The 22,502-nt window shown below is 38.5% G+C and carries 25 protein-coding genes; 1 reads left to right on the forward strand and 24 read right to left on the reverse strand.

What is annotated here, in order from left to right; genetic code table 11:
- Positions 1-16 precede the first annotated feature (16 nt).
- From F7732_RS06170 to F7732_RS06200, 7 genes are all read right to left on the reverse strand, one after another.
- Positions 17-781 carry a menaquinol-cytochrome c reductase cytochrome b/c subunit gene (locus F7732_RS06170; protein WP_066444205.1) on the reverse strand — a complete coding sequence of 255 codons (765 nt, stop codon included), beginning with the start codon at positions 779-781 and terminating at the stop codon, positions 17-19.
- A gap of 35 nt (positions 782-816) precedes the next feature.
- Positions 817-1,491: a menaquinol-cytochrome c reductase cytochrome b subunit gene (gene qcrB, locus F7732_RS06175; protein WP_066444203.1), complete on the reverse strand. Its 675-nt coding sequence runs from the start codon at positions 1,489-1,491 to the stop codon at positions 817-819.
- A gap of 3 nt (positions 1,492-1,494) precedes the next feature.
- Positions 1,495-2,001, reverse strand: coding sequence for a QcrA and Rieske domain-containing protein (locus tag F7732_RS06180; RefSeq protein WP_066444201.1), 507 nt, complete (start codon positions 1,999-2,001; stop codon positions 1,495-1,497).
- Positions 2,002-2,149: 148 nt separating this feature from the next.
- Positions 2,150-2,614 carry a YpiF family protein gene (locus F7732_RS06185; RefSeq protein WP_151573074.1) on the reverse strand — a complete coding sequence of 155 codons (465 nt, stop codon included), beginning with the start codon at positions 2,612-2,614 and terminating at the stop codon, positions 2,150-2,152.
- A 183-nt stretch (positions 2,615-2,797) separates the two neighbouring features.
- On the reverse strand, positions 2,798-3,340 hold the full coding sequence (locus F7732_RS06190) for a ReoY family proteolytic degradation factor (protein WP_151573075.1): 543 nt from the start codon (positions 3,338-3,340) through the stop codon (positions 2,798-2,800).
- Positions 3,341-3,385: 45 nt separating this feature from the next.
- On the reverse strand, positions 3,386-4,651 hold the full coding sequence (locus F7732_RS06195; protein WP_151573076.1) for a tetratricopeptide repeat protein: 1,266 nt from the start codon (positions 4,649-4,651) through the stop codon (positions 3,386-3,388).
- Between the two features lie 19 nt (positions 4,652-4,670).
- Positions 4,671-5,576: a hypothetical protein gene (locus F7732_RS06200; RefSeq protein ID WP_151573077.1), complete on the reverse strand. Its 906-nt coding sequence runs from the start codon at positions 5,574-5,576 to the stop codon at positions 4,671-4,673.
- A gap of 254 nt (positions 5,577-5,830) precedes the next feature.
- Here F7732_RS06200 and F7732_RS06205 point away from each other — a divergent pair, with 254 nt between their 5' ends.
- Positions 5,831-6,316 (forward strand): DinB family protein, encoded by a 486-nt coding sequence (locus tag F7732_RS06205; RefSeq protein WP_151573078.1) that lies wholly within the window; start codon positions 5,831-5,833, stop codon positions 6,314-6,316.
- A gap of 136 nt (positions 6,317-6,452) precedes the next feature.
- On the opposite strand, the gene aroA is transcribed toward F7732_RS06205, so the two are convergent.
- The 17 genes from aroA to F7732_RS06290 form a co-directional block, all read right to left on the reverse strand.
- Entirely contained in the window at positions 6,453-7,736 is a 1,284-nt protein-coding gene (aroA, locus tag F7732_RS06210; RefSeq protein WP_151573079.1) for a 3-phosphoshikimate 1-carboxyvinyltransferase, read from the reverse strand.
- Between the two features lie 11 nt (positions 7,737-7,747).
- Positions 7,748-8,854 carry a prephenate dehydrogenase gene (locus F7732_RS06215; RefSeq protein WP_151573080.1) on the reverse strand — a complete coding sequence of 369 codons (1,107 nt, stop codon included), beginning with the start codon at positions 8,852-8,854 and terminating at the stop codon, positions 7,748-7,750.
- A 132-nt stretch (positions 8,855-8,986) separates the two neighbouring features.
- Complete coding sequence (gene hisC, locus F7732_RS06220) at positions 8,987-10,087, reverse strand: histidinol-phosphate transaminase (protein WP_151573081.1); 1,101 nt, start codon at positions 10,085-10,087, stop codon at positions 8,987-8,989.
- A gap of 41 nt (positions 10,088-10,128) precedes the next feature.
- Positions 10,129-10,503, reverse strand: coding sequence for a chorismate mutase (gene aroH, locus F7732_RS06225; protein WP_151573082.1), 375 nt, complete (start codon positions 10,501-10,503; stop codon positions 10,129-10,131).
- A 44-nt stretch (positions 10,504-10,547) separates the two neighbouring features.
- Complete coding sequence (gene aroB, locus F7732_RS06230; protein WP_151573083.1) at positions 10,548-11,630, reverse strand: 3-dehydroquinate synthase; 1,083 nt, start codon at positions 11,628-11,630, stop codon at positions 10,548-10,550.
- Positions 11,630-12,802, reverse strand: coding sequence for a chorismate synthase (aroC, locus tag F7732_RS06235; protein ID WP_151573084.1), 1,173 nt, complete (start codon positions 12,800-12,802; stop codon positions 11,630-11,632). The genes aroB and aroC overlap by 1 nt, the downstream gene beginning before the upstream one ends.
- Positions 12,803-13,248: 446 nt before the next feature.
- Positions 13,249-14,022 carry a CheR family methyltransferase gene (locus F7732_RS06240; protein ID WP_151573085.1) on the reverse strand — a complete coding sequence of 258 codons (774 nt, stop codon included), beginning with the start codon at positions 14,020-14,022 and terminating at the stop codon, positions 13,249-13,251.
- Between the two features lie 161 nt (positions 14,023-14,183).
- A complete protein-coding gene (gene ndk / locus F7732_RS06245; RefSeq protein WP_151573086.1) occupies positions 14,184-14,630 on the reverse strand; it encodes a nucleoside-diphosphate kinase in 447 nt (148 codons plus the stop codon).
- 130 nt (positions 14,631-14,760) lie between these two features.
- Complete coding sequence (gene hepT / locus F7732_RS06250) at positions 14,761-15,723, reverse strand: heptaprenyl diphosphate synthase component II (protein WP_151573087.1); 963 nt, start codon at positions 15,721-15,723, stop codon at positions 14,761-14,763.
- A 75-nt stretch (positions 15,724-15,798) separates the two neighbouring features.
- A complete protein-coding gene (locus F7732_RS06255; RefSeq protein ID WP_151573088.1) occupies positions 15,799-16,506 on the reverse strand; it encodes a demethylmenaquinone methyltransferase in 708 nt (235 codons plus the stop codon).
- A gap of 2 nt (positions 16,507-16,508) precedes the next feature.
- The gene (locus F7732_RS06260) at positions 16,509-17,324 is read right to left on the reverse strand and encodes a heptaprenyl diphosphate synthase component 1 (RefSeq protein WP_151573089.1); all 816 of its coding nucleotides are present in this window, start codon (positions 17,322-17,324) and stop codon (positions 16,509-16,511) included.
- Between the two features lie 359 nt (positions 17,325-17,683).
- Positions 17,684-17,914, reverse strand: a complete 231-nt coding sequence (mtrB, locus tag F7732_RS06265) for a trp RNA-binding attenuation protein MtrB (RefSeq protein WP_192913010.1) — start codon at positions 17,912-17,914, stop codon at positions 17,684-17,686.
- 110 nt (positions 17,915-18,024) lie between these two features.
- Positions 18,025-18,594 (reverse strand): GTP cyclohydrolase I FolE, encoded by a 570-nt coding sequence (gene folE / locus F7732_RS06270; protein WP_066444150.1) that lies wholly within the window; start codon positions 18,592-18,594, stop codon positions 18,025-18,027.
- A gap of 248 nt (positions 18,595-18,842) precedes the next feature.
- On the reverse strand, positions 18,843-19,115 hold the full coding sequence (gene hbs / locus F7732_RS06275; RefSeq protein WP_066444147.1) for a non-specific DNA-binding protein Hbs: 273 nt from the start codon (positions 19,113-19,115) through the stop codon (positions 18,843-18,845).
- A 467-nt stretch (positions 19,116-19,582) separates the two neighbouring features.
- Positions 19,583-21,061, reverse strand: a complete 1,479-nt coding sequence (spoIVA, locus tag F7732_RS06280; protein WP_151573091.1) for a stage IV sporulation protein A — start codon at positions 21,059-21,061, stop codon at positions 19,583-19,585.
- A gap of 323 nt (positions 21,062-21,384) precedes the next feature.
- The gene (locus F7732_RS06285) at positions 21,385-22,095 is read right to left on the reverse strand and encodes a hypothetical protein (protein WP_151573092.1); all 711 of its coding nucleotides are present in this window, start codon (positions 22,093-22,095) and stop codon (positions 21,385-21,387) included.
- A gap of 102 nt (positions 22,096-22,197) precedes the next feature.
- Positions 22,198-22,401: a DUF2768 domain-containing protein gene (locus tag F7732_RS06290; RefSeq protein ID WP_066444135.1), complete on the reverse strand. Its 204-nt coding sequence runs from the start codon at positions 22,399-22,401 to the stop codon at positions 22,198-22,200.
- Positions 22,402-22,502 lie beyond the last annotated feature (101 nt).

The following is a 22,502-nucleotide window of genomic DNA, read 5'->3' on the forward strand; positions in this document are numbered from 1 at the left end:
CCGGTTTTTGATTACATTATTCACTTTCTACGCTATCAATAAATTCTACTAGCTTATCAAGTTCTTCCTCTGTGCCTGCAAATAGGCCACCTGGCATTGCGCCACGACCGTTTTGAATAACTTCTTTAATTTCTTCAGGAGTTAGTTCAACGTCGATTAATGCAGGTCCAGCTGCACCTTGCAGTTCAGTGCCGTGACATGACAAGCATGTGTTAGCTTCTAAAAGTGCATATCCTTCTGCAGTTGTATCAATCTCAGCTTCCGCAACGATCTTCCCTTGCTGTGCCGCTGCTTCCCAATCATGGTGAGCAACCGATTCCCAAGTTAAGAATGTAATACCTGCAAGCGCTAATAACATAAAACCTGTTGCTAATGGGCGCTTTGATGGACGGCGTTCAGGTCCGCGGTCAATGAATGGAGCCAGTAAAAGAGCTCCAAACGCCAAGCCTGGAATAATGAATGCTCCAATCGCATTGTACGGACCAGATGCATACGTATATTTCAGTAATTGATATAAGAATAAGAAATACCAGTCTGGCAATGGAATATAGGCTGTATCACTTGGATCAGCTATCTTCTCTAATGGAGGCTGGTGTGCAATAGTTAAGCATAAGAACCCAATTAGGAATACAGCTCCAACCATCCACTCTTTTAAAAGGAAGTTTGGCCAAAATGCCTCTGTTTTCCCCGGATATTCCGAATAATCTTTTGGAATATTCGGCTTACGCTCAGCAGGAACACGTGAATCTCCTACGAATTTCATACCTTTTCCGCGATGCATTGGGTAATTCCCCTCCTTCGTTCATTATTTTAATTTTACAACGGTCCAGAAATACCCTGCTTTCGAATCATGATAAAGTGGGCCGCCATTAAAGCAAATAATGCAGCAGGCAAGAAGAAAACATGGATAGCAAAGAATCTTGTAATAGTTTGCGCACCAACAATATCTGCATCTCCTGCGATTAGAATTTTCAGGTATTCCCCGATCAGCGGTGTCGATTCAACAATTTGAATGGTAACCTTTGTAGCAAATAACGCTTTCATATCCCACGGCAATAAATAACCAGTTAAACCAAGTGCCAGCATTACGAAGAAAATAAGTACACCAACAACCCAGTTCAATTCACGAGGCTTTTTATAAGCGCCTTGGAAAAATACTCGCAGCGTATGTAAGAACATCATGACAATAACTAAGCTTGCTCCCCAGTGGTGCATTCCGCGGACAATTTGCCCAAATGCTACGTGGTTTTGCAAATAATAAACCGATTCCCAAGCATTTTGAATATCTGGAACATAGTACATAGATAAGAACATACCAGATAATATTTGAATTACAGTTACGAAAAACGTCAGACCGCCAAAGCAATAGACAAACGCAGAAAAGTGATGCGCTGGGTTAACATGCTCAGGTACTTCGTGGTCAGCGATATCCCGCCAGATTGGCGTAATATCTAAACGTTCATCTACCCAATCATAAATTTTGTTTAACAAAGATTACGCCCCCTTTCGCGGTTCTGCTTTACCTAAATGCAAATAGCCGTCTACATCTTGAATTGGAAATACATCGAGTGGAGCAATTGGAGGAGTTCCAGGCACATTCGTACCATCCTTTGTATATAATCCACCATGACAAGGACAATAGAAGTGTTCAGGATTTGACTCATCCGAATTCCAGTCAACTACACAACCAAGATGTTTACAAACAGGTGATAAGGCCACAACTTCTCCATTTTCATCTCTGTAAACCCAAGCAGATCCAGTAACTTCAGAAGTGTACCATGCATCCACTTGTTCAAATGTGTAATCAACTCTTGTTGGTACTTCAGTGATTTCAGAAATCTTTTGTTTTGTTGGAATAAAATCGCTTTCACCCTTATGCTGCAAAACAGGATCCACTGCAAAGCGAACCATAGGCATTAACATCCCCGCTGCCATGAAACCGCCTACACCAGTAAGAGTATAGTTTAGGAATTGACGTCTTGAAACACGATTTTTGCTCATACTTTTCCCCCCTCTATTATGAAGTTGAGTCCAACGGACATAATTCAACACAATATAAAACTAGGACATACCAATGATATATCAATAATTATATAAGGTCAATATAATCCTGTGCACAAAGATGGAAACAAAGTGATTAATATTGCTTTCATTCATTATTTTGCCATTTCCGGACAAATAAATTCAATAACTGTTTCACTTGATCTTCCAGAATTTGATTTTTATACTTCTCTTCCATATGCTCTAACGGCAGCGAAGGCAGCCAGATCAAGTCACCGTCCAGATTTTCTTCATACATTTTCCAATTACTGTCACTCGTTACATAGAAAACATGCGAAAATCCTTGTGACATTAACTCTGTTTCCCAGTGCTTTATATCACTGACAAGTTTATCTTCATTTGCATTCTTTAAATAGGAAAAACCAGGAAGCATTAATAATCTCCCTTTAAACTGCCTCTCTAATTGAATGGAGAGCAATGATATAAACTCTGTCATGCCTACAGCCTGCTTAATATCATCGCCAAAAGATACAGGATATAAAGGCAATACAACTGTATCAATATATTGCTTTTCCTTTATAAACATTTCAATGTCCTCTGAATTCCACTTCATCCAAATCACCCCAAAAAGATACTATTTTAGCTAATCATAACATGTCCTGGAAACGGCAACAATGTTCCTATTTAAGCGGATGCTGTTTGCGATGAGGATGTTTCAGAAGAAGTTTCATCGGAAAAAAATATGAAAATTCATTCAAAAAAAAACAAGCCTGCACAATTGTACAGACTCTATTTATTACTTTTTAAGTTTTTTTAATTGCTCTGTTAAAACTGCAAATGCATCCTTGTCATGACGATCTAAAGCTTCATCAATTAGGGACAGCAGTTTTTCTTTTTGAAATTTCTCAATGCTCTCAGTAAGGAATCTTTCCGCTATGATACGGTCCTTATCACTTATTTGCAGCTTCTTCGGCATAAATGGATTCTCTTCGAGTACAGCTGCATACTGATGGGCTTGATTTGACGCATGGAAGTTTAACTGAATATAAATCTCTTCTTCTCTGTTTAGCCGGATGTCATGAAACGACTTTTCCGCGTCTGTTGTCATCACATTGCCTTTATAGAAGCGAAAAGGTGCTTCATCTACACAATGTGCTGACATGATTAAACCTCGCGGACAATATTGTGCCTGGTCCACAAAATGAACCTTTTCCATTAAACCATCATGACTCATCAGATAATTTAAAATCCAGACACATTCCCGTCTCTTCAGTTGATAGTGATTCAAAAACCAGCGAATAAAATCTTTTTTTTCGTTGACAGATACAGGGGCCGTCAATGTGATTCCCTCCTCTGCTAACAGCCAGATTTTTAGACCGATCCTTTACATGTATTCGTCTGTAATCCGTTCCAATACATCCGTATACTCCCCATTTTCCGGATCGAGCTTTATGAGTTGCTTAAAGATTTCTGCAGCTTCCTCTCTTTTTCCTTCCTCAATTAGAAAATAACCGTACTCAGAAAGAAAATCCGGCTGCTGTTTAAAATAAGTATATGCATGCTGATATTTGTTTAATGCCTGTGAAAATTCTTCAAGATGCTGATAAGCTACAGCAGCATCCCATAAAATTTGCGGCTCCTCATTTTCAAACTGCTCCATTAAAGTGACAATTTCAAGCATATCTTCATATTGTTCCTGCTTTAAAAATACTTTATTTAGTGTTAGGGCAGCTTCTGTATATTCAGGATCAAGAGCTAACGCCTGTCTGAATAAATCGACACCTTCATCTTCTTTTCCCAATTTCAGCGCAAGCTTTCCTCCATAGAAAAATAGCTCCTTATTAAACTCATCTTGTGCAATACCTGTTTTGATGCTATTAAAGGCATTTTCCAGCTCTTCTTCACGCTCATAGCTTTTAGCAAGATGATAATAAAGTGAATGATACTCGTGATCTAATTCTTTTAATTCATTAAACTTTTCAATGGCTGTACGATTAAAGCCTGCTTGCAAGGCAGTAAAGGCATAGCTGAATAAGGTATTGATCTCAAGTTTATGCTCTAATGCTTTTTCAAAGAATGGCAATGCATCCTCAAAGGCTCCAGACGCACTTAAAACGTCGGCAAGTCTTTCGTTTACATTTACCCCCGCAATAACTTCATCAGTCTTTAAGACCTTCTGGTAGGCCTTGATCGCGTCAAGAAATTTTCCTTCCTCGGAAAATAACTCGCCGAGCGCAAAATCAATGACCCGCTCCTCAGGCAGGATAGACTTTGCCTGTAATAACTTTTGTTCACTTACCTCAAACAAACCCTGCATTTGGTATAAATCAGCAAGGAGCAGAAGAGCTTGGGGGTAACTTGGATCATTGTGAGCTATTTTCTCAAGAACAAGAATCGCTTCCTCTTCATTGCCAAGATCGATCTCTATTTCTGCCAGTAAAACGAGCAGCTCTCCCTCTTCTGGATAGGCTTGTAATAAGCGTTCGAACAGGGCTTTCGCTTCTTCAAGAAACCCGAATTGCAGCAGCTCCTCCGCTAACACAAACCTTTCTTCGTGGGACCCATCTTTTAAAATATCTTTATAATTGTTAATTGCTTCTTCATGCTGACCGTTTTCTAATAGAGAAATGATTTGCTTAACTTTATCCATGTATTTTTCCTTTCGCTATCTAATCTCCAAATGTAAAATAAGAAGGAGTTTTAATAAGTACGTGTTCCCCGGATCCGGGTCTGTACATAACCTCATCACCGGCTCGGATAACTGTTCCTTTATGAACCGTAACCGCTAACCTTTCTTTATGATAATCATTAAGCTCTAATTCTTCAATTTTTATGATTTCCCTGCTGGGAAGATAAAGATTGTAGGAGAGCTCACTTCCTATTTGAATTGCCGCTTTTAAAGGATAGATGCCAATTTTCGCCAATATACTTCTGCACAAATTTTGCTTTTCCGGCAGCTCCTCCAATAAGGCAGGGATTTTCTCATTCTTAACAATCATCTTCCACGTCTTTAAAGCCAATGACCGCTCGGTGGGCTGCTCGTATTTTATAACAGGGATCAAAGGACTATTGTATGGAAACATTGCTTCTCGAATCCAGCCCCAAGGCATATTTTTCAGTTCTTCAACACTATCTATTTCTATAAATAATGCGGGAATCCTCTCCTGTTTCGTTTTTAACAAAAAAGATGTTGTTAATAGTCTCAGGGGGATGCGCACTCCGATTATATAGTCAATCGGACTGTTAAGCAAATTTGTTTTCAAGCGCTTAATATTAGTTTTAAGATCTTTTTCAAAGTGCACATAGACGGATGTCAGCAGTGCAGTGGTTCCTTTTAAAATATACTCCTCTGTAAAATAGCTTTTCTGATTAGGATGAGAGCCCAGGTTTGGAAATTTTGAATCATACATTACATGGATTGGTGTCAGCAAAAAAGAATTGGCATTCATCCTCATATGCTTATAGAGTGGAAATGCAGTTTTCACCGTGGAAATTTTCCCTTCCTCAACGAAGAGAGAAGACTCTTTAATTGTATCTCCGCTAACAATATTTGCATTTTCAATAATGTACGCCATCAAATCACCCTCTTAACGGTCTTAAGACAAGCTATGAAGATGATGTGAAAATAATGACTATTTCTCATCGGAAGAACGCGGGACTCTTAATCCTATAGAAAGTTTTTAAAAAATTTTTTCACTTAACACCGTTTCAAGAAGGTAAAATCAGCCAAAAAATCGAAATAAACTAATATGTTCCATCAACCTTCAGCGTTAAGGCATAAGTTTTATAACATAAACTGTTAATCAATTTAATAAAGGAGTTTTTCAAAATGAATAGCCGTCAGGAAAATCTTTTCAGGCAATTAAAAACCTACCGGGAAGAACTACTTCACACATTGGAGAACGTAACTGACCATGAAGCAGAATGGATTCCGGAAAATTTCCGCAACAATATAAGGTGGCAAATAGGTCATCTTTATCTTGATCAATACTTATGGATTGAGACTTTAACAAAAGAAAACATTGAAATACCTGAATGCATTCGAAAATCTTTTGGGTTTGGAACTAGTCCAGAAAGTTTTGATGAAGAGACACCTACATATTCTGAACTTAAAGAATTGCTGAAAAAGCAGCCTGATTTAATCCTTAAACAATATAGCAATTGTTTAGACAAAGAATTTCCGCCAACAGAAATGGGCATGCAAACAATTGAGCAAGTATTAATTAGAACTATTTTCCATGAAGGAATGCATCTGCAGGCAATAAATGATATTAAGAAATCGATTCATAACAGTAAAACTGCGCCACAGGTATAACCTTCAATCGTTTACTTCTCAATAGAACAAGCTGGTAATATCTTCATTTCTGCAAAAAACAGCCTGATTGGGTAGGATCAAATTGATCCCTCCTTATCAGGCTGTTTTCTCTTCACACAATGATAAAATCAAAACATTATTCTGAAATTAAACTGTGCAAGTGCTCAAAAAAATTCGGGTATGAGACCGAGATGGCTTCAGCTTCTTCTAAATGGATCTCTTCTTTGCTGATGGCAGCAGCAATAGCAAGCATCATTCCAATTCGGTGGTCGCCGTGGCTTGATACTTTGCCGCCTGAAATAGCTGACTTCCCATCAATCACCATTCCATCATCGGTAGCAGTAATCTTCACACCCAGTTTACGTAGCTCATTCACAACAGTATCAATACGATTCGTTTCTTTTACCTTCAATTCCTCTGCATCTTTAATGATCGTTTGACCCTCTGCTTGACTTGCGAGAAGAGCAATGATCGGAATTTCATCAATGAGCCGAGGAATTAATTCACCATCAATAACAGTCCCTCTTAAAGCAGATGTCTGAATGGTAAGATCTCCAGCTGGTTCAGCCTGCCCGTTTTCGTATGGAGCCACTTGTAAATTTGCTCCCATCGCTGATAAAACATCAATCATACCTGTACGCGTTGGGTTTAAACCGACATTTTTCAAGGTGATTTTACTGTTTGGCACGATGGCACCAGCCGCGAGAAAAAATGCTGCTGACGATATATCACCAGGAACATGCACCGTTGTGCCTTTAAGTTCTTGACCGCCTTGCACACTGACCTTCAATCCATCGACTTGGACTTTTCCGCCAAAAGCCTTGATCATTTTTTCTGTATGATCCCTTGTTCTTGCCTGCTCGATGATTGTTGTTGTTCCATCTGCCTGCAGGCCAGCAAACAGCAGCGCCGATTTTACCTGTGCACTTGCAATCGGCATTTCATATGTAGTTCCCTGTAAAGGACCGCCTTTTAAAGAAATTGGCGTGAATTCTGCATTTTTTCTTCCTTGGATGCTTGCACCAAATTGCTGAAGCGGCTTTGTTACTCTTGTCATTGGCCGTTTGGCAATTGATTCATCGCCAATCAGAACGGAGTGAAAATCTCTGCCAGCCAGGATTCCCATCATTAGTCGAATGGTTGTGCCTGAATTACCAACATGTAAAATATCTTTAGGTTCTTTTAAACCAGCTAAGCCTGATCCTTTAATAACCACCTGATCTTCCTGTAATTCTATTTGGACACCAAGTTTTCTAAAACAGGAAATCGTGCTTAAACAATCATCCCCTTGCAGAAAATTCGTTACTTTTGTTTCTCCAGTGGCGATTGCCCCAAACATGATCGAGCGATGTGATATTGATTTATCACCTGGCACCTGTACGTTTCCTTTTAATCCAGGAATATCATGTACTATCTTCACAATTTTACCTCCTAAAACCCTATTGTTGTGTCATATTGTGTATGATACTTTATACAAGAAATGGCTCTGCTGCGATCTTCCTCTGTTTGAAAGCTGATGACGAGCACACCCATAATATCTTCCCTTGTTTCACGTATGCTTATATTTGTAATGCTAATTTCTTCTTTAGCTAAGTATCCCGTAATTTCCGAAATGACACCAGGATAATCGGGCACATCTACAAACAAATCATAAAAAGCGGGAATAGCCCCTTTCTGCTTTTGGGGCAGATCATCACGATAATGCTTGGCATCAGCAAAATAGTGATGAATTTCCGAGCCACTAGCAGAACTAAGCATCGTTTTCACTTTTTCCATTTCAAGCTGCCAATCCTCCAAAAGCTCGAGCAGGACAGCTTTGTTGTGCAATAAAATGTCTCTCCACATGTTTGGATTACTGGAGGCGATTCTTGTTATATCTCTGAATCCACCAGCAGCTAAACGTGGCACAAGCTCATGGGTTTCGCCAGACCTCTTAGCCTGATGAACGAGGGAGGCTGCAATAATATGCGGAAAATGACTGATAACCCCTGTTAATTGATCATGTTCTTTTGGACTGACAACTAAAAACCTTGCATTGGTGCCTGAGAGCCAATTTTGCAGGAGATTTAGTTGATTTTCTTTAATATGATCTTCAGGTGTGAGCAAATAAAAAGCATTTTCAAAAAGCAGCGGGCGAGCTGCAGAAACTCCGCTTTTATGTGAACCTGCCATTGGATGTCCTCCAATAAAGGCAATGTTCTTTTCTTTAAATTTTGCACCTGCACGAACAATCTCCTGCTTTGTACTTCCAGCATCCGAAATAATAACATTTCCCTTAAGCTCGAGCCTCAACAATTGATGAAGGATATGCTCGGTTTCTATAACAGGAGCTGCAATTAATATCAAATCTGCCTTCACTGCTTCTTCATCGATTGAGACTGCTAATTCATCTACAACTGTCAGCATTTTTGCTAATCTTCCTTGTTCTTCATTAACATCATAGCCAACAACCCAAGCTTTTTCATGAGCTTTTTTAATTGAAAGGGCAAGAGATCCGCCAATAAGCCCCAATCCGATCATCAATACTCTTCCTTGCATGATATGACCTCTCCCTTTGAAACGAGTTTCACACTGTATCAACTTTTTATTTGTAATAATAAGGAAAGTCTCTTCAATTTAAGTGTAAATTGAAAAAAATTCAGAGGCAGATCGATCACCTCTGAAACTATTTTAATTGCGGTCATTCTGATCTTTGAGGTATTGCTCCATTGCAGAGATGACTCCTGCATTCTGCTGTTCTGAACCGATCGTTACTCTCACTGCTTCAGGAAATCCAAGCGCTTTGCCGGAACGTACAATGTAACCTTTTTCAAGTAAATATTGAAAAACTTCATCTGCATCTGCAGCAAAATCAATTAAAATAAAGTTTGCTTGGGAAAGGTAATATTTCAGATCCCTGCTTTTGCAGAAAGTATAAAACTGTTCTAATCCCTTCCGGTTAGCTTCTTTACAGTTTTCAATAAAAGATTGGTCTCCAACGGCAGCTATTGCTGCAGCCTGAGCAAATCTATTTGCATTGAAAGGTTCACGGACAGGCTCTAAGCCGCGAATGATCTTCTCATTAGCAATTCCATAGCCAATTCGAAGACTGGCAAGGCCATATATTTTTGAGAAAGTTCTTAACGCAATGACGTTTGGAAAACGTTCTACAAGTTTTACAGAATCATGATAATCTTCGGCAGTGGTATACTCACAATAAGCTTCATCAATTACAACTAAAACATCTTCAGAAACTTTTTCTATAAATGCAATGAGATCCTTTTCAGGAATATAGACACCAGTTGGATTATTTGGTGTACAGATCCATACAACGGATGTATTTTCATCTATAAGCTCCAGCATCTTATCTAAGTCAAAGCCGCCATTCTTAAGCGGAGCTTCTCTAATCTCTGCACCTTCAACAATAGCGTTATGTTTGTATTGAGGAAAAGTAGGAGCAGATGTAATTGTGTTCGTCCCAGGACTTAGCAGTGCTCTTGCAATCATTAAAATGATTTCATCGGATCCATTCCCAAAGATTAACTGACTTGGTTTTACCTTCAAAAAGTTTGAAAGCGTATCACGCAGTTCCTGTGCATAACCATCCGGATATAAAGCGTAAAAAGAAAGGTCCTTCTGCATAGCATCAGATGCTGCTTTTGAGCAGCCAAATGGGTTTTCATTTGATGCCAGCTTTGTAATTTCTGCTAAGCCATATTGCTTTTTCACTTCTTCAATTGATTTTCCTGGCTGATATGGTGTTAAACTTAAAAGCTGTTCCTTCCATTTCATCGTTATCCCCACCTCTAATTAGAAAGCCTCATTAATAGTGTTTATTCTTTTTCCGTTTCCGCCAAGTCCGGTCGCAGCGAAATGGCATTACGCAAATATATATGATTTATTTCCTGCTGAGATTTGCTTGTATTAACATGCATCATCACTCGCACACAGAGAGACAAGGATTCTGGCACAGGAATTTCTCGTGTACACATGACAGGAACGTATTTCCAGCCGTCAATTGCTCTCATTGCTTTTGCAGGAAAACACGCTGTCAGATCTTCTGTTACTGAAAAGAGTACAGAGGCAACTTGCTCCGCTTCGAGCTTATTCTCTTTAATTATTTCTTTGAGCAGCATTTCTGTCTCTTCTAAAATGAGCTTTTCACTGTTTTCGTCAACCGTGGTTGCTCCTCTAATCCCTCTGATCAATTTTTTTCCTCCTTTACATCCTGTCTAAGTATTTTTACTTCGTCTTATCCATTTTTGACAAAACGCTCAAGTTCCGCCATTAATTCTTCATCAGCTATTTTCATCAGTATTGGATTCCCTATTGCTTCAAGCAATACGAATGTAATGGATGAACCAATCGTTTTTTTATCTTGCTTCATGCGCTGCAGAAGTTTTTCAGCTGGAATTTCAGCCGGGATCTCTGTTTGATATCCTAATGAAATTAGCCAGTTTGTAAATTCTTCATCATTAAAAGCGAGATTATTATATTTTTTACTTAATTGGATGGCATACCTCATGCCAACAATAATCGCTTCTCCGTGAGACCAGCCGCCATAGCCCATCTCTGCTTCAACTGCATGACCAAGTGTATGTCCAAAATTTAAAAAGGCACGTTTACCTGTTTCTTTCTCATCTTCTCCTACTATATTCGCTTTAATCTCAATACCTCTAGCTAAATAAGGTTGTATCAATTGAGCTTGAAGATCTTCTATAGTTTTGACCTTTTCTTTGAGCTCCTCATAAAAAGAGAGGTCATGAATAAGAGCATGTTTGATTACTTCTGCAAAGCCAGATCTCTTTTCTCTCTCTGGCAGTGAACGCAAATATTCTAAATCATAAAAAACGGCTTCTGGCTGGTAAAAGGCACCAACCATATTTTTCCCGAGTTCATGGTTAATCGCCACTTTTCCTCCAACTGCACTATCGTGTGCCAGAATGGTAGTAGGGATCTGGATAAAAGGAATACCGCGCATATAAGTTGCAGCAACAAACCCGCTTAAATCTCCAACTGCTCCGCCGCCAAATGCCAGTACGAGTGATTTACGGTCCAACTGCTGTTTTAGCGCAAATGTTAGGCATTCATGGTATACTTCAAACGTTTTTGCATTTTCACCATTAGGAACAATTATATGACTGGATTCAAAGTCTGAAAGCACTTCAAGCAAATCTTGCAAATATAATCTGCCAATGTTTTCATCACTTATAATCATCAGCTTTGTCAGCTGAGGAAATTCATTATGTAAAAAAAGGGGAAGCTCATGGATGATCTTTTCCCCTATTAAAACTGGATACTCTTTTGAAGAAGTTTGAACAGAAACAGCCTTCATTAAAATTCCCTCGCATATGTTCTTTGCATCTCCACTGTTTCCAGAAGAGTCTCGAAACGGTCTGCATAAAACTGGCTAACAAGTGCTGAGGCAAGCTCCCATGCCACTGCATGCTCTGCTACAACAGCTGCAGCAGGAACAGCACAGCTGTCAGATCTTTCAATGCTTGCAGTAAACGGTTCTTTTGTTTCAATATCCACACTTTGCAATGGTTTATATAGTGTAGGAATTGGTTTCATAACCCCGCGGACGACGATTGGCATTCCAGTTGTCATTCCGCCTTCAAAACCTCCTAGGTTATTAGACTTGCGGTAGTAGCCATCTGTTTCGTTCCATGCAATTTCATCATGTACTTCACTTCCAGGTTTTCTTGCAGCCTGAAAACCGATTCCAAATTCTACTCCTTTAAAGGCATTAATACTGACAATGGCGGAAGCAAGCTTCGCATCCAGCTTTCGATCATAGTGAACATAACTGCCAACTCCAGGAGGCATGCCTTCAACAATTACTTCAACAATACCGCCAATTGAATCGCCATTTTGCTTTGCTTCATCTATTAAGTTCATCATTTTCTGTCCAGCATCTTCATCGAGACAGCGGACAGGAGAAGCTTCCGAAATTTTCATCATCTCATCAATTGGCGGATATTCTTTAATATCTGCACTAATACCGCCAATTTCCCGAACGTGAGAAGTAATTTTTATGCCTAATAGGCTTAGAAGTTTTTTGGCAACAGAACCAGCTGCAACCCGCACGGTTGTTTCGCGTGCTGAAGAGCGTTCTAGTACATTTCTCATATCTCGGTGGCCATATTTTAAGGCACCATTTAGATCAGCATGTCCAGGTCTTGGTCTTGAAATGACCCTTTTCATTTCAGCCAATTCGTCCTCATGTAACGGCTCAGCACCCATAATTTTGGTCCAATGCTTCCAGTCATTATTTTCGACTGCAAGGCAGACTGGTGAGCCAAGTGTATAACCATGTCGTACACCGCTTGTAATATTGACTGTATCTTTTTCAATTTGCATGCGGCGCCCTCTTCCATGACCTTTTTGGCGCCTTGATAATTCTTCATTTATATCCGAATCGACTAGCGGCATCCCAGCTGGTAACCCTTCAATTATTGCTGTCAGCTGTGGTCCATGTGATTCTCCAGATGTTAAGTATCTCAAAACTCTTTCCCCCTTCAACTTGTTAAAGGATTATGTACCAATATAACATATGCCCTTATGTAAACATAGAAAAATTTTTGAATTTCGAAAATTTTTCTTGTTTGATCAATTTCAGTCATTTTACCATGAAGGCTTTAAGCTGAAAAGCAGAGTGCTGGTTGGGAAATGAGGTTCTGTGGAAAAAAATGCAGAGAGTTGGATGGGGCAAAACTAGAATAATATGTCTAGAACACGAAATTCAATGTTCTGGTTTGGTTATTTAACCTAGCCCGTTCTTCCCGCTTTCCTTTATTATCCACAGGAGTCGAGGCCCTCCGCTCCATTATACTTGTAATTAAAACGATATATTTTTGAATTACAAATAAAAAAACGAATGTTAGAAAGATCCACTTTCTAACCATTCGTTTCTATGGTTGTGCTAAATATTTCAGTCCAGCCTCTTCTTTTCAGCTTTTTTTATAAAAGAATGTATCCTCTGTCTGGAAACCGTATTTTCCAGGATTGAAAATCTGTTCTGTGCTTCCGACAAAAAAGAACCCTTCTGGCTTTAATGCTTGGCTGAATTTATAATAAAGGCCATCTTTAGCTTCTTCGGTAAAATAGATGAGAACATTTCGGCATACAATTAAATCAAATGGCCCGCCAAATGAATCAGACAGCAGATTTTGCTTTTTATATGTCACCGTTTTTTTGATTTCATTTGAAATTTTATATAAACTGCCTTCTTTTTGAAAGTATTTCTGTTTCATTTCTGAAGGAACTTCGTTTAATGATCTTTCAGGATAAATCCCAATTTTGGCACGATCAATGACCTTTTCATCCAGGTCTGTTGCGAGGATGTTAATTTGGGAGAGCGGCATCATTTTTGACATAATCATAGCAAGCGTATAGGGCTCCTCACCAGTAGAACAAGCTGCACTCCAAACCTTTACTTGCTTTGTTCTTCCGTATATTTGAGGCAGGATTTTATTCTCCAATACCTCCCACCGCTTTGCATTTCGGTAAAATTCCGATACATTAATGGTCATACGGTCCAAGAAATCATCCAGAAGGCTTTTGTCCTGGTTGATAGCGTGATAAAAATCACGAAATGATGTAAATCCTTTTTTATCGTATAAAGACTCCAGTCGCCGTTTCATTTGTGCTTCCTTATAAGCCCCTAAGTCAATTCCTGTCTTCTTCTTAATATTCATTATAAATTCCTGATATTCTTGAACCATTTCTATTCTCCTCTATCGATAGTCCTAGTTAAAAGTATAACTGAAAATAGAAGAAAATAGAATCACCTAAATTTCCTCTTAAACATTGTATACGGTTACAAAAAACCACTTGCAAATGCAAGTGGTTTTTTGATTAACCAGTTCCTAAAGTTATCTAATGATTAATTAATCCAATCATTCATTAATTTATTATATTCAACCAATTCTTCTTGTTTAAAGAATAAGCCAATTTCACGCTCCGCACTTTCAGGAGAATCGGAACCATGAATAATATTTTTGCCGACAATGACACCAAAGTCTCCGCGCAGAGTTCCAGGAGCTGCATCCTTTGGATTAGTAGCACCCATCATTTGACGAGCTGTTGCGATCACATTCTCGCCTTCCCAAACCATAGCAAACACTGGGCCAGAAGTAATAAAATCAACAAGCTCACCGAAAAATGGACGTTCTTTATGTTCACCATAATGCTCTTCGGCAAGCTCTTTTGGAATACTCATTAATTTTGCTCCAACTAACTGGAAGCCTTTCTTTTCAAAACGAGAAACAATTTCACCAATTAAATTCCGCTGTACCCCATCAGGCTTGACCATTAAAAACGTCTTTTGCATAGTCTCCACTCCTAAGTTATATGTATATGGCTGTCATAGACAATCCACGAAAATATTAACATTTATTTGACAATTATTCAACTTCAAATTTTTCTGTCAAATAAAATAACTTAGAAAAATGAAAATCGAGTTAGAATCGCCGCTTCCCAATCACACGCACAAGATCTCGGAATGCCCGCTTTGAGCGGTTAGTTGGGAGTTCGTCAATCAGCACAAGTGCCTTTTGCAAATATTGGTCACTGACCTTTAAAGAACGTTCGATTGCACCAGAATTTTTAATAAGCGTTATGATTTCTTGTATTTGCTCACGTGTTGTGTGCTCTGAAACATTGACCATTTTATCATGTATTTGCTTATTTTCACTCGCAAATAATGCGGGAAGTGTTATATTCCCCTGAAGCAGGTCACCGCCAGCAGGTTTTCCAAGCTCTTGTTCTGTTCCGATAAAGTCCAGCACATCATCTATGATTTGGTATGACATGCCAATATAATAGCCAATTTTATACAATTTTTTGTGCAGCTCATCCTCTACATCCGCTGCAATGGCTCCAAGCTGACAGCTGACAGCAATTAAAATAGCTGTTTTTCTTTTGATTCTGCGCAAATAACTGCGAAGGTTTTGATCGAAGTTATATTTGTCTTTTATTTGCTCTATTTCACCTATGCAAAGTTCAACTAGTGTATTTGATAAAATTTGATGTGCATATGGCTTATCGATATTGGATATTAGTTCAAGAGCCCGCGCAAATATATAATCGCCAGTATACATGGCGATTCGGTTGTCCCACTTCGCTTTTATGGTAAGCTGACCTCTGCGCAGCTCTGCATCATCAATCACATCATCATGAACAAGTGAAGCCATATGAATCAGCTCAAGTGAAACAGCAACATCCTTCATTCTGTTGATGTCATAGTCTCCAAATTTACCTGCAAGCAATACAAATACAGGTCGCAGTCTTTTCCCCCCTGCTTGCAATAAGTGCAGAGAAGCCTGGTGAAGCAGCGGTGACTGGGCTTGAATAGCGTTTTCCAATGCTTCTTCTATCACGTTTATATCTGAATTCAAAAATGAGTACATCATTTTCAATTTCATATCTTCATCTCACCTAGCTTATAAATCCCTAATGCATCATACACTTAGTAATGAACAAAGCATTCAGATCCAATATTATTTTTCCTTCATCCCTATGTGAACAGCAGCTACTCCGCCACTGTACGATTTATAATGAACATTCGTCAATCCAGCAGTTTTAAATAATTCTGCAAGCTCCTTCATGCCGGGAAAATCCTTTGCCGATTCGTGCAGCCATGCATATTCATCAAAGCTCTTCGCAAATAGTTTACCAAAAAACGGCATAATATGACGGAAATACAAATAAAACAGCTGTTTATATACCGGCAGTGTAGGCTGTGAGGTTTCAAGACAGACGACCTTTCCTCCTGGTTTAACAACACGGCGCATTTCTTTTAAAACCTGCAGATAGTCTGGTACATTTCTAAGACCAAAACCAATGGTGACAAAATCAAATGAATCATCTGGAAACGGAAGCTCCATCGCATTGCCATGCACTAGCTTTACATGATTTAGCTGCAATTCTTTTACTTTTTGCTCTCCAATTTTGAGCATATTTTTACTGAAATCCAATCCAAAAACTTCCCCTTGATCTCCAACGGCTTCAGCTAATGCAATGGACCAGTCAGCAGTGCCGCAGCATACATCAAGCGTTTTTGCACCCTTAGGCACATTCATTCGTTTCATGACATCCTTACGCCATCTAACATGCTGCTGAAAACTAATGACAGAATTCATTTTGTCATAATTCCCATAAATCTTCTCAAACACCTTATGAACGCGTTCTTCTTTTGATTGTTGCATGCTTACCCTTCCTCCGCAAATGATTTCACCTTATGTGTATCATAATCTATCATTGCCTGAATTTTTTGCTGAAGTGAGCTGTTCATATAAGGAATTTGTTTGTACAACTTTTCAATTTCCTGCCTTGTATTTTCTATATACGAATCAGCAATTGATAGTAATTCATCTCTGTAGTCTATTGAGCTATTTTGCAGATCAGCCTCTGGAAAAACAAGCTCTCCTAATGCTTCAAAAACAATTGAAGGCTTCTCTTTAAAGAAGCGATCTCTTTCCATTAGAAGCTTTTTGTAAAATAAAATATTCGCTGTGAAGCCCTGTAAATTCTCACTATTAAAGTAAGTAAGAACTCTTTCAAAAAGAGCAGATTCTATTTTCTTTACCGAGTCCATTAAGGTTTTAATACTTTTACTATCTTTACGATAGACAGAGATTTTATGTTCATTAACCTCTTTAATTCCTTCTGCAAGCGTACGAATCATCCCTACATCTTCAATTGATGATAAAATTTTATAATAAAGACCGCTATAATAAGTGCCCGCCAGAATGGTCAGCTGTCTGCTTTTATGCAATTCGGCATTCAGTTCTCCATTTTCAACGAGTTCATGGGTATCTAATGCTATTTGGACGAGCATTGCAGTCACAGCATATTGTTCGGCTTGCACTTTTGGCAGATCATATAGAGAAAAAATTGAAGTAAATAATAAAAGTTTATCTTCATCAATAACGGGTTCATTTATATATTTAAATAAGTATGAGTGTTTGACATGCTCATGTATTTGTGATTTCACATCTGCTAAATTAGTGGTAAGTTTTTGCATGCAATCACCCTTGATTCAAAAGTTTTCATCCATCTACCATTGAGTCAGACAGCCGGTCCTAATAAACCTCTTTTACTTTTAAGGAATAAGCAATCATGTTTCATTGGCGAAATAGATCTATCTATTATGTTTGGCATTTTTAAAAATAAAATGATATGTATATATAATTTTTACGTTAAGCTCTTTCATTTAATAAACACTGTTCAATTCTATAAAAAAAGCACCTCATGCGGTTACTTTTGAACTTGTATTTGACTTTGCCGCTGCCCATTTAAGGCAGAGACAATTATATCATAAATTACAGTACCATGTTAGAGGAATATAAAAGGAATTTGCACGCTGCCAGTTTAGCAGCGTGCTTATTTCTTTGCATCGCTTTCAATTTCTCCATAGGATGTCTTTATAATTGCATTTCCTCTAATTTTAATCGCTGATGTATGCTCCGTAAATTGTGCGATCAGCACTTCACCTTCATCAAGTTTCTCAGAATGATGAAACTTTGTGTCGGAACCTCTTGTAAGTCCAATTACATTTACACCATCTTCAATAGCTTTGATGACTATATAATCATTACTGTTTTTTTCCATCATGATCATCCTTTTTCTTGAAGTACTTAAGGCAGAGAATTTATTAATGAGAAACTTCATGGCTGCTCTGCCCATAAAACATGTTCCTTCAGTTTAGCTTAAATTGCTTTCGCTTATTTCTTCGCTATAAGTGAAAGTACTTCTGAGCGAGAAATAGCATCCTCTGCAAAAACTCCTCTTACTGCAGATGTAATCGTTTTTGAACCAGGCTTTTTAACACCGCGCATTGTCATGCACATATGCTCTGCTTCAACAACAACCATAACACCATGCGGCTCTAATGTTTCAAGGATTGAATCTGCTACTGTAGATGTGATTCGTTCTTGCAGCTGCGGACGTTTCGCAACAGCCTCTACTGCCCTTGCCAGCTTGCTTAATCCTGTTACCTTTCCGTTTTTCGGTATATATGCTACATGTGCGACACCAAAAAACGGGACAAGATGATGTTCACACATAGAATAGAACGGGATATCTTTCACTAACACGAGTTCTTCATGATCTTCGCCAAATACAGTCTGGAAATATTCTTTAGGATCCTGATTTAATCCCATAAATACTTCTTCGTACATTTTTGCCACTCGTTTTGGCGTATCTAATAGCCCTTCTCTGTTTGGATTTTCTCCAATAGCTTCTAGTATGAGACGGACCGCTTCTTCTATCTGTGCAGTATTAACTGATGCCATGATTGTTCCTCCTAATCATCACTGGTTCTTATAGCTCATAACTTTCATATTAGCATAATCTATGACTTACTAGCAAAAACATCTTGCCGAAACGTTTAGGGCTAATCTTTTCATCCTAATGTTTGTCATGACCGATCTCACTCAAGCCCATGTTGCTAACTGAAGCCCTTAAGCATAAATTTAAATTTTTTAAGCACAAACAAAAACCGCGAGAATGATCTCGCGGTTTCTATCGCACATATATGTACTTATTTTACAGCGTCTTTAAGCGCTTTTCCTGGTTTGAAAGCAGGAACTTTGCTTGCAGCGATTTCGATTTCTTCGCCTGTTTGCGGGTTGCGGCCTTTACGTGCTGCACGCTCGCGTACTTCAAAGTTTCCGAAACCGATTAGTTGAATTTTATCACCGTTTTTAAGCGCTTCTAAAATTGTATCGAAAACAGCATCGACTGCTTTAGTAGCATCCTTTTTGGAAAGCTCGCTAGCTTCAGCAACTGCGTTGATTAGTTCTGTCTTGTTCATTACTTTCACCTCCTCCCAAAACAATATAACTCAGTAAATAGATTCTTACATTCATTTGTAAACAAAATTACTGAATTCTATACGTTGTGACGTATATTTGTTTAAGCATGCCTTATCATATATCAACTCGCGGAATTTTTCAATCAATAACGCAAAAAATCCTTTTGTGATAAGGGTTTAAGCATCACAACAGTAATTCTGTTAAAAGATTATCATAATCATTTATGCATATCAAGAATATTTCACGATTTAATGGGAATCTTTTCTTTTTTGAAATATAACTGTAATACGCCCAACTAGAAAGATGTATTCCCCATCTTGCACATTGACAAACCACCGGAATATATTTATACAATTAAACGCTCTACGTTTTAGTAATTATCTCTCCTATGAATTGTTGCAGTTTATTTATTATTTAATGCAAAAAAAGACCCCTATAAGGAGTCCGTTGCCTTGCATCCATATACTTATAGGATAATGGCGATCAGGCCGCCAGAACCTTCATTAATGATTCTTTCCAGCGTTTCTTTCAGTTTATAGCGAGCGTTTTCAGGCATAAGGGAGAGCTTTGCTTGTATGCCTTCTCTTACTATCGAACTCAGACTTCTGCCAAAAATATCTGAATTCCAAATGGATAACGGATCGTCCTCGAAGTCCTGCATTAAGTAACGAACCAGCTCTTCGCTTTGTTTTTCTGTGCCAATGATTGGTGAAAATTCGGATTCAACATCCACTTTAATCATATGAATGGATGGTGCCACAGCTTTTAAACGGACGCCAAATCTTGAGCCATGACGCGTAATTTCAGGTTCATCCAAGCTCATATCGGCTAATGATGGAGCGGCAATCCCATAACCTGTTTGCTTAACCATTGTAAGGGCATCAGATATCTGATCATATTCTGCTTTTGCATGAGAAAATTCCTGCATAAGCTCTAATAAATGATCTTTTCCTCTGATCTCAACACCAACAATTTCCTTAAGCACATCATCATACAAGTCATCCGGAGCAAATAGATCAATTTCTGCTATTCCCTGCCCCATCTCAATCCCTGCTAATCCAGCGCGCTCAATGAATTCAAAGTCACCAAATTGGTGGACAACTCGATCTACATCTCTTAATCTTTTAATATCCTTCACTGTTTCCTTTACAGCTTCCTGGTAGCTCTCACGAAGCCAGTGATCATCACGGAGTACCATTACCCAGCTTGGTAAGTTAACATTAACTTCAAGGACTGGAAACTCGTAAAGGGCTTCTCTCATTACATTTAGAACATCAGACTCTCTCATTCCCTCCACACTCATTGCAATGACAGGAATATCATACTGTTCAGCTAATTGCTCTCTTAACGCCTCAGTATTCGGGTGATGAGGCTGTACGCTGTTAATCACCATAATAAAGGGTTTTCCAACTTCCTTCAGTTCGTCAATCACCCTAGCCTCTGCCTCTAAATAGCTTGATCTTGGAATTTCACCAATTGTACCATCCGTAGTGATGACGACACCTATTGTAGAATGCTCCTGAATGACTTTTCTCGTGCCGATTTCAGCTGCTTCATGAAAAGGAATCGGCTCTTCATACCAAGGAGTATTGATCATTCTTGGACCATTTTCATCTTCATAGCCCATTGCCCCAGGAACTGTATACCCCACACAATCGACAAGACGAATATTCACGTTAAGGCCTTCATCAACATGTACAGATGCAGCCTGGTTTGGAACAAATTTCGGTTCTGTCGTCATGATTGTTTTTCCTGCAGCACTTTGTGGCAGTTCATCCTGGGTACGTGCCCGTTCAGCTTCATTTGCCATGCTCGGTAACACAACTAATTCCATAAATTTTTTAATAAACGTTGATTTCCCTGTACGAACTGCACCTACTACTCCGAAATAGATATCGCCTCCGGTTCTTTCGGCAATATCTTTAAACACATCTACCTTTTCCAAGTGATCCCCTCCTGAATCTCCGAGTTAGTGGGAAATATTATCCTATTAAGTATATCTGGACACTATATGTTTATGATGTTGTCCTACATCGTTATGCCAACTTTTTTTAAAAATTTCCCCTCTCCCTCAAATAAAGTATCTTTTCTATATCTCTTATCCTTTGTAAACAGTGTATTCACTAGGTTTGAGAAGCTAATATTTATGAATAGCAGATAAGAACTAATCATGAATGTTAACAAAGGAGTATTGCTGATTACGCGGCAGTATAGTAAAACAAAAAAAACCTTTCTCTTACAATATATTTTGTAAAAGAAAGGTTATGACTATTTCACCAAAAAGATTGGTTCACTGTCTTCATTTATTGTGTAAGGCAAAGAATAGGAAGGCACAAAAGGAGAATCCTCCACTAAAATATTCCGGATGTCTTCTCCCTGTTTTAACGTAGTATCCGTTTGATCAACAGCCTCAAATAAATCACTGCGATAATCAACATAAATTTCACCATCACCTGTAATCACAAATGGCAGATTTCTGCCGGAGTACGGGCTGATAGCTACAGGATCCTCTTTATAGCCGAGTTTTTCAAAATCGAGAGTGAATACATGGCTTTCGATTTGCTCTTTAAAAGGAGGGTACTCATGACCTTTTAAACGGATTTTAATTTCGCGGATTGTTTCAGCCATACGTAAATCAAAGATCTTAACAGTAGGCTCTGTTTCTGCATTTACGATGACATATTGAAACACACCACCCATTTCAAAAGCATTTCCTGGCGGTTCAGCCATAAATGCAGGGGTTAGCTTATTAAAATCAATTAAATATTTTTGATAGATTGGCGTATCCATATCCTTCGTTTTTATTGGTAGAAGCCCCGTATTTGTTTCCCTGAATTGGTCGACTGCATTTTGAACAGCAGCAAGCTGATCCTCATATGGAATTTGATTCTGCGCCAGCCGCTCCTGTGGATATGCACAGCCAGCCAAACATATTAATATAGTGGCTGCACCTATTAAACGCAGCAAGCTTTTTTTCATGATTATCAATCCTTTAGTATGTATATCTAGTGTTTTTTGCAAAGACTTCAGTTCTGTATGGGAACTCCAGACAGCAGAAAGGTCTATCCCTTAAACAGTAAATTATTCAGGTGTAGGTCCTCCAAATACGATCAGGAATATAATAATACCGCTAATAATCATAAGAATATAGGCAATAAAGGCTGTAATAAATTTTAGTGTTTTATTTTTTAATTTAAAGCGGCTTAAGTATATTAACAAAATGGATATAAACATAAAGCCCATGGATGATAGAGAAATCCACATTTTCATTAAAGAATCTGACATTCAATTCACTCCTTTTTCCGAAAAGTATTATAACATAGAAAAAGCAGGAAATATAGGCTGTACACAAACGTTTTCATGCTAATTAAAACCTTTGCACACTT

Source organism: Bacillus mesophilum, from assembly GCF_008923265.1.
Taxonomy (GTDB): Bacteria; Bacillota; Bacilli; order Bacillales; family Cytobacillaceae; genus Cytobacillus; species Cytobacillus mesophilum.

What these genes read in the sequence shown, in the direction of transcription:
- F7732_RS06170 (WP_066444205.1), bottom strand. Translation starts at nt 781, where the DNA reads ATGCATCGCGGAAAAGGTATGAAATTCGTAGGAGATTCACGTGTTCCT.
- F7732_RS06180 (WP_066444201.1), bottom strand. Translation starts at nt 2,001, where the DNA reads ATGAGCAAAAATCGTGTTTCAAGACGTCAATTCCTAAACTATACTCTT.
- F7732_RS06185 (WP_151573074.1), bottom strand. Translation starts at nt 2,614, where the DNA reads ATGAAGTGGAATTCAGAGGACATTGAAATGTTTATAAAGGAAAAGCAA.
- F7732_RS06195 (WP_151573076.1), bottom strand. Translation starts at nt 4,651, where the DNA reads ATGGATAAAGTTAAGCAAATCATTTCTCTATTAGAAAACGGTCAGCAT.
- F7732_RS06200 (WP_151573077.1), bottom strand. Translation starts at nt 5,576, where the DNA reads ATGGCGTACATTATTGAAAATGCAAATATTGTTAGCGGAGATACAATT.
- F7732_RS06205 (WP_151573078.1), top strand. Translation starts at nt 5,831, where the DNA reads ATGAATAGCCGTCAGGAAAATCTTTTCAGGCAATTAAAAACCTACCGG.
- F7732_RS06215 (WP_151573080.1), bottom strand. Translation starts at nt 8,854, where the DNA reads ATGCAAGGAAGAGTATTGATGATCGGATTGGGGCTTATTGGCGGATCT.
- hisC (WP_151573081.1), bottom strand. Translation starts at nt 10,087, where the DNA reads ATGAAATGGAAGGAACAGCTTTTAAGTTTAACACCATATCAGCCAGGA.
- aroB (WP_151573083.1), bottom strand. Translation starts at nt 11,630, where the DNA reads ATGAAGGCTGTTTCTGTTCAAACTTCTTCAAAAGAGTATCCAGTTTTA.
- F7732_RS06240 (WP_151573085.1), bottom strand. Translation starts at nt 14,022, where the DNA reads ATGGTTCAAGAATATCAGGAATTTATAATGAATATTAAGAAGAAGACA.
- ndk (WP_151573086.1), bottom strand. Translation starts at nt 14,630, where the DNA reads ATGCAAAAGACGTTTTTAATGGTCAAGCCTGATGGGGTACAGCGGAAT.
- hepT (WP_151573087.1), bottom strand. Translation starts at nt 15,723, where the DNA reads ATGAAATTGAAAATGATGTACTCATTTTTGAATTCAGATATAAACGTG.
- F7732_RS06255 (WP_151573088.1), bottom strand. Translation starts at nt 16,506, where the DNA reads ATGCAACAATCAAAAGAAGAACGCGTTCATAAGGTGTTTGAGAAGATT.
- F7732_RS06260 (WP_151573089.1), bottom strand. Translation starts at nt 17,324, where the DNA reads ATGCAAAAACTTACCACTAATTTAGCAGATGTGAAATCACAAATACAT.
- mtrB (WP_192913010.1), bottom strand. Translation starts at nt 17,914, where the DNA reads ATGATGGAAAAAAACAGTAATGATTATATAGTCATCAAAGCTATTGAA.
- folE (WP_066444150.1), bottom strand. Translation starts at nt 18,594, where the DNA reads ATGGCATCAGTTAATACTGCACAGATAGAAGAAGCGGTCCGTCTCATA.
- hbs (WP_066444147.1), bottom strand. Translation starts at nt 19,115, where the DNA reads ATGAACAAGACAGAACTAATCAACGCAGTTGCTGAAGCTAGCGAGCTT.
- F7732_RS06285 (WP_151573092.1), bottom strand. Translation starts at nt 22,095, where the DNA reads ATGAAAAAAAGCTTGCTGCGTTTAATAGGTGCAGCCACTATATTAATA.
- F7732_RS06290 (WP_066444135.1), bottom strand. Translation starts at nt 22,401, where the DNA reads ATGTCAGATTCTTTAATGAAAATGTGGATTTCTCTATCATCCATGGGC.